The organism is Streptomyces gilvosporeus (genome assembly GCF_002082195.1).
Classification (GTDB): Bacteria; Actinomycetota; Actinomycetes; order Streptomycetales; family Streptomycetaceae; genus Streptomyces; species Streptomyces gilvosporeus.
In genome coordinates this window covers 4,825,581-4,840,828 of the sequence record NZ_CP020569.1, presented here as the reverse complement: position 1 = coordinate 4,840,828, position 15,248 = coordinate 4,825,581, and the positions used below count along the sequence as shown (strand labels likewise).

Genomic DNA, 15,248 nt, shown 5'->3' with positions numbered 1-15,248 from the left:
CCGGATACCGCTGGACGCTTGCGCGCTCAGTGGGTCTCGGGACGGAGGACCTTGGTCCGGAGGACCGACTCGTTCAGGTTCATCTGACGGTCGAGCTCCTTGACGACCGCAGGCTCGGCCTGCAGGTCGATGACCGAGTAGATGCCCTCGGGCTTCTTGTTGATCTCGTACGAGAGACGACGACGGCCCCAGGTGTCGACCTTCTCGACCTTTCCGTTGCCCTCACGGACGACGGAGAGGAAGTTCTCGATCAGCGGGGAGACAGCGCGCTCCTCGAGATCGGGGTCGAGGATGACCATCACCTCGTAGTGACGCATGTAGAACCCACCTCCTTTGGACTCAGCGGCCACGGTCGTTCCGTGGCAGGAGGGTCATGATGCGTTCCGCACCTGGTCCGGCCGGAGTATCCGGACAGACATGGGCGCAGACTGTACAGAGTACCTGCCTCCGGCCTTCCGGTTGAAATCCGAGCGGCACACCCCTCAACCTGGAACACAACGGGTGTGAGCGGCGTTACAGTGCGCCGCCCTGTCATCGGAGGTGCCGCATGGCACAGGCAGTAAGGACCCAGCGCAGCCTGATCTCGCTGCTCAACAGCGACGGTGAGGCGCATCCCGTCGAGAACACTCTCGCCATCGTGACCCTCGTCCTCGGCGCGATCGCCGCCCTCACCACCTTTTCCCCAGGCCTGCACCTGGTCAGCTCCTGGGTGGGCCTGGTGGGAATCGGCACCGGACTGTGGGGCCAGTTCATCTCGTCGACGACGGGTGAACGCTTCCTGTTGATCATCGGGCTCGGGGCGGCGGCCTTCGGCTTCTACCTCGGCCTGGCCCATGGCGGCCTCTGGGGCGGCGTCATCGGTTAGCCCAGCTCAGTAACTGGATCAGGCCGTACGGCGCCCGTGGCCGTACGGCCCAGTCGGGGTGCTCCCCGGTCACAGTAGGCTTCGGCGCGAGAGCCGGAGCCCCGACAATGGGGACACACCAGCCGAGGAGCGCCCCGCATGAGCCTGACCCTGAGGACCATCAGCCGAGAGCAGCATCTGGCATACATCCAGAGCCTGCCCGCGGCCAGCCACATGCAGGTTCCTGCCTGGGCGGATGTCAAGGCCGAATGGCGTGCGGAGAGCCTGGGCTGGTTCGACGCGACCGGTGAGCTGGTCGGCGCCGGCCTCGTCCTCTACCGCCAGGTGCCCCGGGTCAAGCGCTACCTCGCCTACCTCCCCGAGGGCCCGGTCATCAACTGGTTCGCGCCGAATCTTCAGGACTGGCTGCAGCCGATGCTCGCGCACCTCAAGCAGCAGGGTGCCTTCACCGTGAAGATGGGCCCGCCGGTGATCATCCGGCGCTGGGACGCAGCGGCGATCAAGTCGGGCATCCAGAACCAGGACGTCAAGCGTCTGCGGGAGGTCGAGGCCACGCACATCGAGCCGCGCGCCTTCGAGGTCGCCGACCAGCTGCGCCGGATGGGCTGGCAGCAGGGTGAGGACGGCGGTGCCGGCTTCGCCGATGTCCAGCCCCGCTATGTCTTCCAGGTACCACTGGCCGAACGCAGCCTGGAGGAGGTCCACAAGGGCTTCAACCAGCTGTGGCGCCGCAACATCAAGAAGGCCGAGAAGGCCGGCGTCGAGGTCGTCGAGGGCGGCTACGACGACCTTGCCGAATGGCAGCGGCTTTATGAGATCACCGCGGAGCGCGACCACTTCCGGCCGCGGCCGCTCGGCTACTTCCAGCGCATGTGGACGGCCCTCAACACCGAGGACCCCAACCGCATGCGCCTGTACTTCGCGCGGCACAACGGCGTGAACCTCTCCGCCGCCACCATGCTGGTCGTCGGCGGTCACGTCTGGTACTCCTACGGTGCCTCCGACAACATCGGCCGTGAGGTCCGTCCCTCCAACGCGATGCAGTGGCGGATGTTGCAGGACGCCTACAAGCTCGGCGCCTCGGTCTACGACCTTCGCGGCATCAGCGACTCCCTGGACGAGAACGACCATCTCTTCGGCCTGATCCAGTTCAAGGTAGGCACTGGTGGGCAGGCGGCGGAGTACCTCGGTGAGTGGGACTTCCCGCTCAACAAGCTGATGCAGAAGGCGTTCGACTTCTATATGACGCACCGCGGATAGCCTGCGCACGGCCGACAGCTCCACCGCACCGTTCGTACCCTGATTCACCCAGCTACGAGAAAGGTCCCGGGCCCGGCATGGCGCTCACTCTCTACGTCGACACCGCGCGCTGGCGGGCACACCAGCAGAGCGTGCTCCAGCAGTTCCCCGGGCTCGTCCCGGTCTGCAAAGGCAACGGTTACGGCTTCGGTCATGAGCGTCTGGCGGAGGAGGCCACCCGCCTCGGGTCCGACATCCTCGCGGTCGGTACGACCTATGAAGCGGCCCGCATCAAGGACTTCTTCAGCGGCGATCTGCTCGTCCTGACCCCGTTCCGGCACGGCGAGGAGCCGGTGCCGCTGCCGGACCGGGCGATCCGCTCGGTCTCCTCGGTCGAGGGGGTGGGCGGCCTGGTCGGTGCCCGGGTCGTCATCGAGGTCATGAGCAGCATGAAGCGGCACGGCGTCAAGGCGGAGGACCTGCCGAAGCTGGCCGCGGCCATCGAGGACGTCCGGCTCGAAGGATTTGCGATCCACCTGCCGCTGGACCGCACCGACGGGTCCGACGCGGTCGAGGAGGTCATCGGCTGGATGGACCGGCTGCGCGCCGCCCGCCTCCCGCTGCACACCATGTTCGTGAGCCACCTCAAGGCCCAGGAACTCGCCCGGCTCCAGCAGCAGTTCCCGCAGACCCGCTTCCGTGCCCGGATCGGCACGCGGCTGTGGCTCGGCGACCACGAGGCCACGGAGTACCGCGGCGCGGTACTCGACGTGACCCGGATCGCCAAGGGGGAGCGCTTTGGATACAGGCAGCAGAAGGCTACCTCCGACGGCTACTTGGTCGTGGTCGCAGGCGGCACCTCGCACGGCGTCGGTCTGGAGTCCCCCAAGGCGCTGCACGGTGTGATGCCCCGGGCCAAGGGCGTGGCACGGGCGGGCCTGGCCACCGTCAACCGCAATCTGTCGCCGTATGTATGGGGCGGTAAGCAGCGCTGGTTTGCCGAACCGCCGCATATGCAGGTGTCCATCCTCTTCGTGCCGGGGGACGCCCCCGAGCCCCAGGTCGGCGAAGAGCTGGTGGCTCACCTGCGGCACACCACCACCCAGTACGACCGCGTCGTGGACCGCTGAGCCCGCCTCTGTAACGCCAAGGGCCCGGTGCCGCAGACCTCCTCTGCGGCACCGGGCCCTTGGCGTTACATCCGTCCGCTCACTTCCGTACGGCACCCCAGCGCACCGTCGGCACCCCTTCGAAGTGCGCCGCATGCCGTGGCGCAGGGGCGGCCTGGCCGAGCACGAACACATCGGCTGCCCGGTCCAGGACACCGCCCGAGGGATCATCGTCCCCGCCCCTGCGCACCACATCGCGCTCCGGCATCAGGATGTCCCGTACGACCACCGCGCACAGGTAGAGCGTGCCGAGCAGGTGCAGCACGATGGCGAGCTGATAGCCCTCGGGCGGCAGACCCTGATGCTTCTCACCATCGCTGGTGTAGGAGAGATACATCCAGATCCCCAGGTAGTACATGACCTCGCAGCCCTGCCAGATCAGGAAGTCCCGCCAGCGCGGACGAGCCAGTGCGGCGAGCGGGATCAGCCACAGGACGTACTGCGGTGAGTAGACCTTGTTGGTGAGGATGAACAGCGCCACGACGAGAAAGGCGAGCTGCGCGAAGCGCGGCCGGCGTGGCGCGTAGAGGGTCAGCAGCCCGATGACGCCACAGCCGACGATCATCAGCAGCGTGGCGTAGACGTTCGCGTTCTCCAGAGGATTCCCGGTGCGCTGCGAGATCAGCAGCCACAGCGAACCGAAGTCGACCGGCCGTTCCTGGCTGAAGGTGTAGAACTTCGCCCAGCCCTCCCGGATATGGAATCCGGTCGCATCGTGCGCGATCATGACCGGCAGGTTCACCACAAGCCAGGCCGCCACGGCACCGCTCAGGGCCCTGCCGTACGCCCGCCAGGCTCCGGCGCGCCAGCAGAGCACCAGGAGTGGCCCCAGCAACAGCACGGGGTACAGCTTTGCCGCGGTCGCCAGGCCGATCAGGACTCCGGCCGTCAGCGGGCGGCTGCGCGACCACATCAGCATCCCTGCGGCCGTCAGGGCGACCGCGAGCAGATCCCAGTTGATGGTGGCGGTGAGCGCGAAGGCCGGTGCCAGGGCAACCAGCAGACCGTCCCAGGGACGGCGGCGATGGGTACGCGCCACGCAGACCGCCATGACGGCGGCGCACGCCATCAGCATCCCGGCGTTCACCAGCCAGTAGATCTGCTCACTGGAAACGCGGTCCTGGATCGTCTCCGGGTGCGGCGTCATCCACGAGGCGACCTCCATGAAGAGCCCGGTCAGTACGGGGTACTCGAGATACTCCATGTCGCCGGGCAGCCGCTGGAAATACGGGATGAGTCCATCGGCGAAGCCCCGTCCCACGTAGAGATGGGGGATGTCGGAGTAACAAGCGTGGGCGTACTGAGCCGTGGCCCCGAAGAACCATCCGCCGTTGTAGCAGGGCAGTTTCTGCACCATGCCGAGCGCGAACATCCCGATGGCGACCAACGCGATGAGGCGAACCGGCGTCAGCCAGCTCGTTCCGAGCAGCGCCCGTCGGCCGATCGGGCCTCCGATCAGCTCGCTGCCGGCGGCCGCCACCTCATCCCACTTCGTCGGCCGTACAGGCTCATCCCGTCCCACGCTCGTCATGGCCCCATCCTGCCGTACGCCCCTTGGCCGAATAGGGCGAAGCCCCCGCCCGGTCGTCCCGGGTCGGGGGCTTCGCGACTCCATGTTTCACGTGAAACATGGACCGTGTTTCACGTGAAACATTGGGCGATCATTTCTTTCGTCCCCCACCGGGACCGCCGAAGAGGCCGCCACCGCCGCTGGGGTCGGGCGTCGGACTACCTGTATCGCCTCCGGTGGCGCCGCCAGGTCCGCCGGGTCCGCCGGTGCTGCCGCCGGTACCCGTACCACCGGTGCTGCACCCGATGTCCCACTTGGAGCAGGTGTCGCTCGGGCTCGGGCTGGGCGAGCCGCTGGGGGAAGCCGAATCACTGGGCGTCGCGGACGGGGAATCCGACGGCTGCTGCGACGGCGTGGGAGTCGGCGTCGGGGAGGGCATTCCCGGCTCGTCCACTTCGGTGCCGACGGGCACAGGAGTCGGGAACGCCTCGGGCGTGACCCCGTTCATGGCCTGCAACATGTACTGGGTCCATACCTCGGTGGGCAGCGCACCACCGTGGATCGAGTCGAATCCGCCCACACCGTTCATGGACAGCTGACGCGGATTCTGCGCGTCCTCGCGGAACATCGTGATGGCCGTGGACAACTGCTTGGTGTAGCCGACGAACCATGCCGACTTGTTCTGGTCAGTGGTACCGGTCTTACCCGCGGCCGGCATCTGCAGACGGCTGGCTCCCTTGCCCGTACCGTTCTTGACCACGTTCTGCAGCACGCTGGTCACGTTGTCGGCGATCGCAGGGGACATCGCCAGCTGCGGCTTCGGCTTCTCGAAACCCGACACGTCCGAGCCCTTGAAGGTCAGCGCGGACACCGAGTACGGCTCGAACTGCGTCCCCGAGTTGGCGAAGGTCGCATAGGCGTCCGCCATCCGGATCGCGCTCGGCGTGGAGGTTCCCAGCGCGAAGGACGGGTTGAGGTGCTTGTCGAAGCTCTCCTCCGAGATACCCGCCCGGTGCGCCATGTCCTTGACCTTGTCCATGCCGACATCCATGGCGAGTTGGACGAACGGGGTGTTGACGGACTGCTCCATCGCCTTGGTCAACGAGATATAGCCCCAGCGGTGAGCACTCTCGTTCTCCTGATAGAACGGCGAATTATCCCGCTTCAGGACGAACGACCCATCCGCCTTCTTCACCTTGAGGTGGTCGTCTCCGTCGTAGCGGCTATCTTGCGAGATCGGCTGATAGTTGCTGTGAACGGTGCCGCCCTTCATCGCTGCGGCCAGCACAAACGGCTTCCACGTCGAGCCAACCGGCACGCCGTAGGTGTCGGCGTTGTTGCTGAAGTGCCCCTTGTCGTAACCCTCGCCGCCATACAGCGCAACGATCTTGCCGTCTCCCGGCACCACGGAAGCACCACCGAACTGGACGTACTTGTCCTTGCTCCGCTTCTTCGGATCGATGTACCGCTTGTCGACCTTCTTCACCGCGGCCGTGAGCTCGGCCGTCTTCTTCTTGTCGAAGGTCGTATGGATGGTGTAGCCACCCTTGTCGAACCGTGCCTCGCTCATATCGGTCGCGGCATGCCTCAGCACGTACTTCTTCGCCGTGTCCATCAAGTAGCCGATCTGTCCGCTCTTACTGGCAACCGGCTTCGGCGGATTGGGCATCGGGAACCCTTGCTTCAGGTACTTGGCCTCATCCGCCTTGGACATGTGGTGGTTGGCGACCATGCGGCCGAGGATCCAGGCCCACCGCGCCTTGGCACGCTGGGTGTTCTCCTGCCGGGTGGCGTTCGGGCCCACTCCGCCTGCCGGGTCGTACAGGTTGGCGCCCTTGAGCACGGCGGCCAGGAAGGCGCTCTGGTTCGGTTGGAGCTTGGCTGCGTCCTTGCCGTAGTACGCCTGGGCCGCCGCCTGGATGCCGTAGGCGCCACGACCGTAGTAGCTGGTGTTCAGATACCCCTGAAGGATCGTGTCCTTGTCCATCTGCCAGCCGACCTTGATCGAGATGAACAGCTCCTTGAACTTTCGATCAATGGTCTGCTCCTGGCTCAGCATGGCGTTCTTGACGTACTGCTGAGTGATGGTCGACCCGCCCTGGGTCTCACCGCCCCTGGCCATGTTGAACAGGGCACGGGCGATTCCCATGGGGTCGACACCCGAGTCGGTACGGAATGACGCGTTCTCCGCGGAGATCACCGCATCCTGCATGGACTTGGGGATCTCATTTATGGTGATGTTCTGGCGGTTTGTCTCACCGTCGCGCGCCATAACCGAGCCATCGGACCACAGGTAAACGTTGTTCTGAGCCTTGGCCGCATCATTTTCGTCGGGAACGGATACCACTGCCAGCGCGACGCCGGCCGCCCCGACGATCAGGCCGGTGAAACCGACGCAGATGCTCGCCACCTGCTTCCAGGACGGCACGAAGCGGCGCCATCCGCTGCGGTTGGCACGCGGGTAGTCGAGCCAGCGCTTCTTGCCGGGCCTTCCGTTGTCCCGGCCGCGCCCACGACCTCCCTCCGGGCCGTTTCCGCCGCCACCACCACGACGGCCTCCGCCGCCACGGCCGCCGGGGCCACCGCCGACCTCCATCTCCGCGGGGTCGGCCGACCGTCGTCGGCCGCCGCGCTGTGCGGCACGTCGGGCCTCGGCGCGTCCGCCGTACGGCCGCTCCTGACCATGCGGATTCGAGGTGGGCGGAGGACCGGCAGCCGAGTCTCGTGAGGGCGCGGCACGACGCCCTGATGACTGCTGCGCGGCACGTCGGGCCGCGGCACGTCCGCCACCCTGCGGCTGTGGCGGTTTGCGACGGTGCTCGCTCATGGAACGATTACTCCTCGGGCAGGCGCACTTTCTCGTCGCCTGAAGGCGGCATTTGTCTTCAGGTCCCCCCGATGCACGGCCCGCTCCTGCGGTGCGGGCCGCATTACACCGAGGACGGGGACGCCAGATATCGGCCCACGGTTCCCGGCAGTCTGCATGCCGCACAGACTACGCATGGCCAAAACCTGCCCAGTGTTGAAATTCACTCCAAATCAGTCAGGTTGGCTAGAGCGATTTGGTGATGTGATGCCGTTCACCGTGCCCCCGCTTGTTCCACACGGGGCACCGTTCTATCGTCTGGATGTATCGAGTCGATACATCAGCACGAGATAAAGAACGCGCCAGGCCAAGGAGGCGGAGGGTGAGCAGACGTTCCGGCGTCCTCGAGTTCGCCGTCCTCGGTCTGCTTCGTGAGTCTCCGATGCACGGCTATGAGCTGCGAAAACGGCTCAACACCTCGCTCGGGGTGTTCCGCGCGTTCAGCTACGGCACCCTCTACCCCTGCCTCAAGGCGCTGGTCGCGAACGGCTGGCTCGTCGAGGAGACGGGCGATGCCCCGGAGGGCGCGCCCGCCGCGGCACTGACGGGGCGCCGGGCGAAAATCGTCTACCGATTGACCGCAGCGGGCAAAGAGCACTTCGAAGAACTGCTCGCCCACTCCGGACCGGATGCCTGGGAGGACGAGCACTTCGGCGTTCGCTTCGCATTCTTCGGTCAGACGTCGCGGGACGTTCGGATGCGCGTGCTGGAAGGCCGCCGCAGCCGGCTGGAGGAACGCCTCGAGAAGATGCGCACCTCCCTGGCCAGGACCCGTGAGCGGCTGGACGACTACACCCTCGAACTGCAGCGTCACGGCATGGAATCCGTGGAACGCGAGGTTCGTTGGTTGAACGAGCTCATCGAGAGTGAGCGCACCGGGCGCGATCAGCGCGCACCGGATCCCGCAGCGCAGGACAAGAAGTCAGAAGATGCGGACGGCCTGCCCCGGCACCGGGGTGGATCCCGGCCGGATCCGTCCGATGACACCACCACATGAGGCCCTGCGGTGCCAGGTCCTCATCGAGAACACAGGGAGCAACCGGAATGGGTTCGGTTCGCGTAGCCATCGTCGGCGTGGGCAACTGCGCCGCCTCGCTGGTACAGGGCGTCGAGTACTACAAGGACGCCGACCCGAAGAGCCGCGTGCCCGGCCTCATGCACGTGCAGTTCGGGGACTACCACGTGCGTGACATCGAGTTCGTGGCGGCCTTCGATGTCGACGCCAAGAAGGTCGGCCTCGACCTCTCGGACGCCATCGGCGCCAGCGAGAACAACACCATCAAGATCTGCGATGTGCCGCACGCCGGCGTGACGGTCCAGCGCGGTCACACCCTCGACGGTCTGGGCAAGTACTACCGCCAGACCATCGAGGAGTCCGCCGAGGCCCCGGTCGACATCGTCCAGGTCCTCAAGGACAAGCAGGTCGACGTTCTGGTCTGCTACCTCCCTGTCGGCTCCGAGGACGCCGCCAAGTACTACGCCCAGTGCGCCATCGACGCCAAGGTCGCCTTCGTCAACGCCCTCCCGGTCTTCATCGCCGGTACCAAGGAGTGGGCGGACAAGTTCACCGAGGCCGGCGTCCCGATCGTCGGTGACGACATCAAGTCGCAGGTCGGCGCCACCATCACGCACCGTGTGATGGCCAAGCTCTTCGAGGACCGGGGTGTCATCCTGGACCGCACGATGCAGCTGAACGTCGGCGGCAACATGGACTTCAAGAACATGCTCGAGCGTGACCGCCTGGAGTCCAAGAAGATCTCCAAGACGCAGGCCGTCACCTCCCAGATCAAGGACCGCGAGCTGGGCGAGGACAACGTCCACATCGGTCCGTCGGACTATGTGGCCTGGCTGGACGACCGCAAGTGGGCCTACGTCCGCCTCGAGGGCCGCGCCTTCGGTGACGTTCCGCTGAACCTGGAGTACAAGCTCGAGGTCTGGGACTCCCCGAACTCGGCCGGAGTCATCATCGACGCCCTGCGCGCCGCGAAGATCGCGAAGGACCGGGGCGTCGGTGGTCCGATCCTCTCCGCGTCCTCGTACTTCATGAAGTCGCCGCCGGTGCAGTACTTCGACGACGAGGCTCGCGACAACGTCGAGAAGTTCATCCAGGGCGAGGTCGAGCGCTAAGACGTTCGCCGCACCCTTCTTCGCAGGCCCCTGGGAATTCCCCCCGGGGGCCTGCGGGCTGTGTGAGGCTGTGCGCCATGCATGCAGTGCGCGATCTCCGCGTGTTACTCCGGCTCCGCGACTTTCGGTCCCTCCTTGCCGTGCGGCTGCTGTCCCAAGCCGCCGACGGCGCCTTCCAGGTCGCACTCGCCACCTATGTCGTCTTCTCCCCCGAGAAGCAGACGTCGCCCGAGGCCATCGCGTCTGCCATGGCCGTCTTGTTGCTGCCCTACTCCCTGCTCGGGCCGTTCACCGGAGTACTGCTCGACCGCTGGCGTCGCCGCCAGGTCCTGCTGTACGGAAATCTGCTGCGCACCCTGCTCGCCGCAGCGACCGCCGCGCTCATCGTCGCCCATGTACCCGACTGGCTCTTCTACGTCTCGGCGCTCTCCGTGACGGCCGTGAACCGCTTTGTCCTGGCCGGCATTTCGGCCTCCTTGCCTCGTGTGGTCGACGGTGAACAGCAGTTGGTGATGGCCAACTCCATTGCCCCCACCGCCGGAACACTGGCCGCAACGGCCGGCGGGGGGCTCGCATTCGCCGTCCGGCTCGCCGGCTCGCATGTGGATGCGTTCGTGGTGCTACTCGCCTCGGCCCTCTATTTCTGGTCCGCGCTCACCGCCCTGCGGATGACACCCGAACTGCTCGGGCCCGATCCTTCCCGGCTTCAACCTCACCTGCGGGAAGCCTTGTTGAGCACCGTGCGCGGACTGGTGGAGGGGCTGCGTCATCTCCGGGAGCGGCGCACACCGGCACACGCCCTGGCGGCAATGACCTTGATCCGCTTCTGCTACGGCGCTCTGACGGTCACGGTGCTGATGCTGTGCCGCTATTCCTGGGCCACCACCGAATCCCATGGCCTGGCTCTGCTCGGGATCACCCTCGTGGTGTCCGGAGTGGGCTTTTTCGCAGCCGCTCTCGTCACACCATGGATGGTGGAGCGGCTCAGCCCGTTCGGATGGATCGCCTGCTGCGCCGCCATGGGAGCCGTGCTCGTACCAAGCCTCGGCCTGTTCTTCGCTCCCAAGCCGATGCTGACTGCCGCCTTCCTGCTCGGCCTCACCACACAGGGGACCAAGATCTCCACGGACACCGTGGTGCAGTCCTCGGTGGATGACGCCTTTCGCGGCCGGGTCTTCGCCATCTACGACGTGCTGTTCAACGTTGCTTTCGTCGGCGCGGCTGCGGTCGCGGCGCTCATGCTGCCCCCCAGCGGACGGTCCGTGGTGCTGCTTGTCGTGGTGACCGTTCTCTATGCACTCGTCGCCGCGGCACTGGCACGCTCCGGGTGGCGATCGGCGCTGCGCCGCCTCCGATAAAGGGCCCACGCCGCTTGCTCCGCGTCGGCGGCACACCTCCCGGTGACGCATGGGGCGATGTTTCACGTGAAACATCGCCCCATGTTTCACGTGAAACATTGGCGTCTCCGCTGATGTTTCACGTGAAACATCAGCTCTGAGCGGCCCACCACTCCTTCAGAGCGGCAACCGCCGCCTCACGGTCCATGGGTCCGCGCTCCAGCCTCAGCTCCAGCATCTGCTTGTAGGCCTTGCCGACCTCCGGCCCGGGAGCGATCCCCAGGATCTGCATGATCTCGTTGCCGTCCAGGTCCGGACGGATCGCCTCCAACTCTTCCTGCTCCTGGAGCCGCGCGATGCGCTCCTCCAGTCCGTCGTACGCCCGCGACAGGGCGTTGGCCTTGCGCTTGTTACGAGTGGTGCAGTCCGACCGCGTCAGCTTGTGCAGCCGCTTCAGCTGCGGACCGGCGTCCCGTACGTAGCGGCGCACAGCCGAGTCCGTCCACTCGCCCGTCCCGTATCCGTGGAAGCGCAGATGCAGCTCCACCAGACGCGAAACGTCCTTGATCATGTCGTTGGAATACTTCAGCGCCGTCATGCGCTTCTTGGTCATCTTTGCCCCCACCACCTCGTGGTGGTGGAAAGAGACCCGGCCGTCCGACTCGAAACGCCGTGTCTTGGGCTTGCCGATGTCGTGCAGCAGGGCCGCCAGCCGCAGCACCAGATCCGGGCCGTCTTCCTCAAGGTCGATGGCCTGCTCCAGGACGGTCAGCGAGTGCTCATAGACGTCCTTGTGACGGTGATGCTCGTCACTCTCCAGCTGCAGCGCGGGCAGCTCGGGCAGCACCCGGTCCGCCAGCCCCGAATCGACGAGCAGCCGCAGCCCCTTGCGCGGGTACGCGCCAAGGATCAGCTTGTTCAGCTCGTCCCGTACGCGCTCCGCGGAGACAATGTCGATCCGCTCCGACATCGCCTTCATGGCGGCCACCACCTCGGGGGCGACCTCGAAGTCCAGCTGAGCGGCGAAGCGCGCCGCGCGCATCATCCGCAGGGGATCGTCGGAGAACGACTCCTCCGGCGTCCCCGGCGTCCTCAGCACACGTGCCGCCAGGTCCCCCAGCCCGTTGTGCGGGTCGACGAACTCCTTCTCCGGCAGGAGCACTGCCATGGCGTTCACCGTGAAATCGCGGCGGACCAGGTCATCCTCGATCGACTCGCCGTAGGACACCTCGGGCTTGCGCGAGGTGCGGTCGTACGCCTCAGAGCGGTAGGTGGTGATCTCGATGTCGAACGAGCTCTTCTTGCAGCCCACCGTGCCGAAGGCGATCCCGACCTCCCACAGCGCGTCCGCCCACGGCCGGACGATCTTCAAGACGTCCTCGGGGCGGGCATCGGTGGTGAAGTCCAGATCGTTACCGAGCCTGCCGAGCAGCGCATCCCGCACCGAACCGCCCACCAGGGCGAGGGTGAACCCGGCCTCCTGGAATCGGCGGGCCAGGTCGTCCGCAACGGGGGAGACCCGCAGCAGCTCGCTCACGGCACGGCGCTGGACGTGGTTCAGCGCGTTCGTCGACTGCGGCGTCTGCTCGGCCGGCGGGGCGGGGAAGTCATTGTTGGCGTTCGGCACAACAGAACAGGGTACGTGGCTGCGCTGGAGGAAGCGTCACCTTAATAAGGGGACGCGATGTCAGGCCGTTACCCCGGCGATCATGTGGAGCACTCCCCGGCACTACGACACAGCGGGCCTCGTTACCATTCGTGGACGCACATTCCGACGACCACTGACGACGACGAGGGACGGGCGAGCGCGTGGCCGAGGCGGCAGGGTTCCAGGGGACTGAACGGCCGCGCGGCCGATGGCTGCGCAGGACCGTGGCACTGGTCACCGGAACACCCCTGCTCGCGGGGCTGCTCCTGGCGCCTCAGGCCCCCTCCGCCCAAGCCGATCCGTCGGGCTCCCGTGCGGTCGACGTCACCATCGAGTCGATGACGCCGTCCGCTCCCACAAAGACGGACACCGTCACGGTCTCCGGAACGCTGACCAACGACGGCAGCAGCACGGTCACCGAGGCGCATGTCGGTCTGCACCGTGGCTCATCTCTCAGCGGCCGCAGCTCCCTCGACGCCGCGTCCCAGCGCGGCGGATATGTGCCGGGGGTCGACGGACCGGAGGTCAAGGGCCACAAGGAGAAGGTCGACAGGCTGGATCCCGGGGCCAGCCGTCCCTTCTCGCTCAGTGTGCCGGTGAAGGACCTCGACCTGGGCGATGACGGTGTGTATCAGATCGGTGTCTCGGTGTCAGGGCGCACCCAGGCCGCGCCGTACGACCGGGTCCTGGGCATCGACCGCACCTTCCTGCCGTGGCAGGACGGAGACGCCAGCAAGAAAACGCAGCTCACCTACCTGTGGCCGCTGATCTCGTCCACCCAGCTCACCGCCGAGACGGACGCCGCGCAGACACCGGTCTTCCGCAATGACCGCCTCGCCGCGGAACTCGCGCCCGGCGGCCGGCTGCAGCAGATGGTGGCGCTCGCCAAGAACCTGCCGGTGACTTTCGTCATCGATCCCGACCTGCTCGCCAGCGTCGACGCAATGACCAGGACGTACAAGGTCGGCGGCCCGGACGGCCCCTCGGGCGAGAACCAGGCCGTCGCCAAGCAGTGGCTGAACGATCTGCAAAAGGCGGCGAGCACCCATGAGGTCGTCGCGCTGCCGTTCGCCGACCCCGACCTCGCCTCTCTCGCCCACCACGGCAAGAGCGTCCCCAGCGCACTGAGCCACCTCGGTCCGGCCACCGACCTCGCCGCCAAGACCGTGGACACGGTGCTGGGCGTCACCCCGCGTACGGACTTCGCCTGGCCCGTCGACGGTGCCATCGACTCCTCCATCGTCGATGTCGCCACCTCGGCCGGGGCGCACAACGTCATCACCCGCAGCGACAGCCTGCGCGAGACCGGAGGGCTGCCCTACACCCCGACGGCGGCCCGGCCCATCGGCGGCGGCAACACCGCTGTCGTCGCGGACGCACGGCTCTCCCGGGCGTTCGAAGGCGATATGTCGAAGGCGGACAACGCCTCCCGGGCGGTCCAGCAGTTTCTCGCCCAGACCCAGATGATCAACCTCCAGGCCCCGGACCGGCAGCGCAGCATCGTCGTCGCCCCGCAGCGCACGCCCTCGGCAGCCCAGGCGCACGCCATGGCCACCGCGCTCCGGGATCTGGAGGACTCGGGACGCTGGACGCAGCCGCTGGACCTCGGCGACGCCGCCGACGCCAAGCCCGACCCCGCGGCAACCCGCGTCGTACCGAGCACCGGCGCCTACCCCGGCTCGCTGCGCAGGGAAGAACTCCCCACCGAAGCCTTCCGCAAAGTGCAGGAAACCCAGGCCGCGCTCGACGACTACCAGGTGATCCTGGCCCAGCCGGAGCGTGTGGTGCCCGCCTTCAGCACCGCGCTGATGCGGGAGACGTCGACCGAGTGGCGGGGCGACGCCACCGGCGCCAGGGCCTTCAGCAACTCCGTCCGCAGCTATCTCGACAGCCTGACCAAGAAGGTCCATCTGATCCAGAAGTCGGATGCGACACTTTCCGGGCGCAGCGCGACGATCCCGGTGACGGTGCAGAACAACCTGATCCAGGGCGTCGAGGGCATGACGCTCAGGCTCACTTCGTCCCAGCCCAACCGGCTGGACGTGGGGGCGTCACAGCAGATCAAGGTGGATGGTGGGCACAGCCAGTCGTTCAAGTTCGACACCACGGCGAATGCCAATGGTCGTGCCTGGGTGACCGCCCAGCTCTACACGGCGGACGGAAAGCCCTACGGTGAGCCGATGACGTTCCAAGTGAACGTCACCGAGATCACCGCGACGGTGATGCTCGTCATCGCCGGCGGTGTGCTGCTGCTGGTCCTCGCAGGCGTGCGGATCTACCTTCAGCGCAAGCGGATGGCCGGGGCGCCCGCCGAGGAGGGGCCCGACGGCGAGGGTCCGGACGGCGAGGAAGGCACGGACGGCGACACCGGCGGTACGGACGGCAACGAGCCCGAGCAGCCGAGTGACCCCGCGCCGGACACCGGTTCGGGAAACACCGACCAGTCCGGCTCAGGTGAGAAAGTGGACCGTTGATAGATGGCGGGGC

The 15,248-nt window shown here is 66.7% G+C and carries 11 protein-coding genes; 7 read left to right on the top strand and 4 right to left on the bottom strand.

Features of this window, described 5'->3' with window-relative positions:
• Nucleotides 1-26: 26 nt before the first annotated feature.
• Nucleotides 27-317 carry a 30S ribosomal protein S6 gene (rpsF, locus tag B1H19_RS21535; protein WP_003978891.1) on the bottom strand — a complete coding sequence of 97 codons (291 nt, stop codon included), beginning with the start codon at nucleotides 315-317 and terminating at the stop codon, nucleotides 27-29.
• 230 nt (nucleotides 318-547) lie between these two features.
• Between rpsF and B1H19_RS21530 the strand changes: the two genes are divergently transcribed.
• From B1H19_RS21530 to B1H19_RS21520, 3 genes are all read left to right on the top strand, one after another.
• On the top strand, nucleotides 548-865 hold the full coding sequence (locus B1H19_RS21530; RefSeq protein ID WP_083106416.1) for a hypothetical protein: 318 nt from the start codon (nucleotides 548-550) through the stop codon (nucleotides 863-865).
• Between the two features lie 138 nt (nucleotides 866-1,003).
• On the top strand, nucleotides 1,004-2,125 hold the full coding sequence (locus tag B1H19_RS21525) for a lipid II:glycine glycyltransferase FemX (protein ID WP_083106413.1): 1,122 nt from the start codon (nucleotides 1,004-1,006) through the stop codon (nucleotides 2,123-2,125).
• Nucleotides 2,126-2,202: 77 nt separating this feature from the next.
• Nucleotides 2,203-3,234, top strand: a complete 1,032-nt coding sequence (locus B1H19_RS21520) for an alanine racemase (RefSeq protein WP_083106411.1) — start codon at nucleotides 2,203-2,205, stop codon at nucleotides 3,232-3,234.
• 79 nt (nucleotides 3,235-3,313) lie between these two features.
• Here the strand turns inward: B1H19_RS21520 and B1H19_RS21515 are convergent, their stop codons facing one another.
• Both B1H19_RS21515 and B1H19_RS21510 read right to left on the bottom strand, forming a co-directional pair.
• Nucleotides 3,314-4,804, bottom strand: coding sequence for a glycosyltransferase family 87 protein (locus B1H19_RS21515; RefSeq protein WP_083106408.1), 1,491 nt, complete (start codon nucleotides 4,802-4,804; stop codon nucleotides 3,314-3,316).
• A 130-nt stretch (nucleotides 4,805-4,934) separates the two neighbouring features.
• The gene (locus tag B1H19_RS21510) at nucleotides 4,935-7,610 is read right to left on the bottom strand and encodes a transglycosylase domain-containing protein (RefSeq protein ID WP_083106405.1); all 2,676 of its coding nucleotides are present in this window, start codon (nucleotides 7,608-7,610) and stop codon (nucleotides 4,935-4,937) included.
• A gap of 361 nt (nucleotides 7,611-7,971) precedes the next feature.
• On the opposite strand from B1H19_RS21510, the gene B1H19_RS21505 reads away from it, so the two are divergent.
• The 3 genes from B1H19_RS21505 to B1H19_RS21495 all read left to right on the top strand — a co-directional run bounded on the left by B1H19_RS21505 (nucleotide 7,972) and on the right by B1H19_RS21495 (nucleotide 11,134).
• Complete coding sequence (locus B1H19_RS21505) at nucleotides 7,972-8,646, top strand: PadR family transcriptional regulator (protein ID WP_083106402.1); 675 nt, start codon at nucleotides 7,972-7,974, stop codon at nucleotides 8,644-8,646.
• A 47-nt stretch (nucleotides 8,647-8,693) separates the two neighbouring features.
• On the top strand, nucleotides 8,694-9,776 hold the full coding sequence (locus B1H19_RS21500; RefSeq protein WP_083106400.1) for an inositol-3-phosphate synthase: 1,083 nt from the start codon (nucleotides 8,694-8,696) through the stop codon (nucleotides 9,774-9,776).
• Nucleotides 9,777-9,853: 77 nt separating this feature from the next.
• Nucleotides 9,854-11,134, top strand: a complete 1,281-nt coding sequence (locus B1H19_RS21495; protein ID WP_083106397.1) for an MFS transporter — start codon at nucleotides 9,854-9,856, stop codon at nucleotides 11,132-11,134.
• Between the two features lie 130 nt (nucleotides 11,135-11,264).
• On the opposite strand, the gene B1H19_RS21490 is transcribed toward B1H19_RS21495, so the two are convergent.
• The gene (locus B1H19_RS21490; RefSeq protein ID WP_083106395.1) at nucleotides 11,265-12,740 is read right to left on the bottom strand and encodes a CCA tRNA nucleotidyltransferase; all 1,476 of its coding nucleotides are present in this window, start codon (nucleotides 12,738-12,740) and stop codon (nucleotides 11,265-11,267) included.
• Between the two features lie 182 nt (nucleotides 12,741-12,922).
• Between B1H19_RS21490 and B1H19_RS21485 the strand changes: the two genes are divergently transcribed.
• A complete protein-coding gene (locus tag B1H19_RS21485) occupies nucleotides 12,923-15,235 on the top strand; it encodes a DUF6049 family protein (RefSeq protein ID WP_203237195.1) in 2,313 nt (770 codons plus the stop codon).
• The last annotated feature ends 13 nt before the right edge of the window (nucleotides 15,236-15,248 follow it).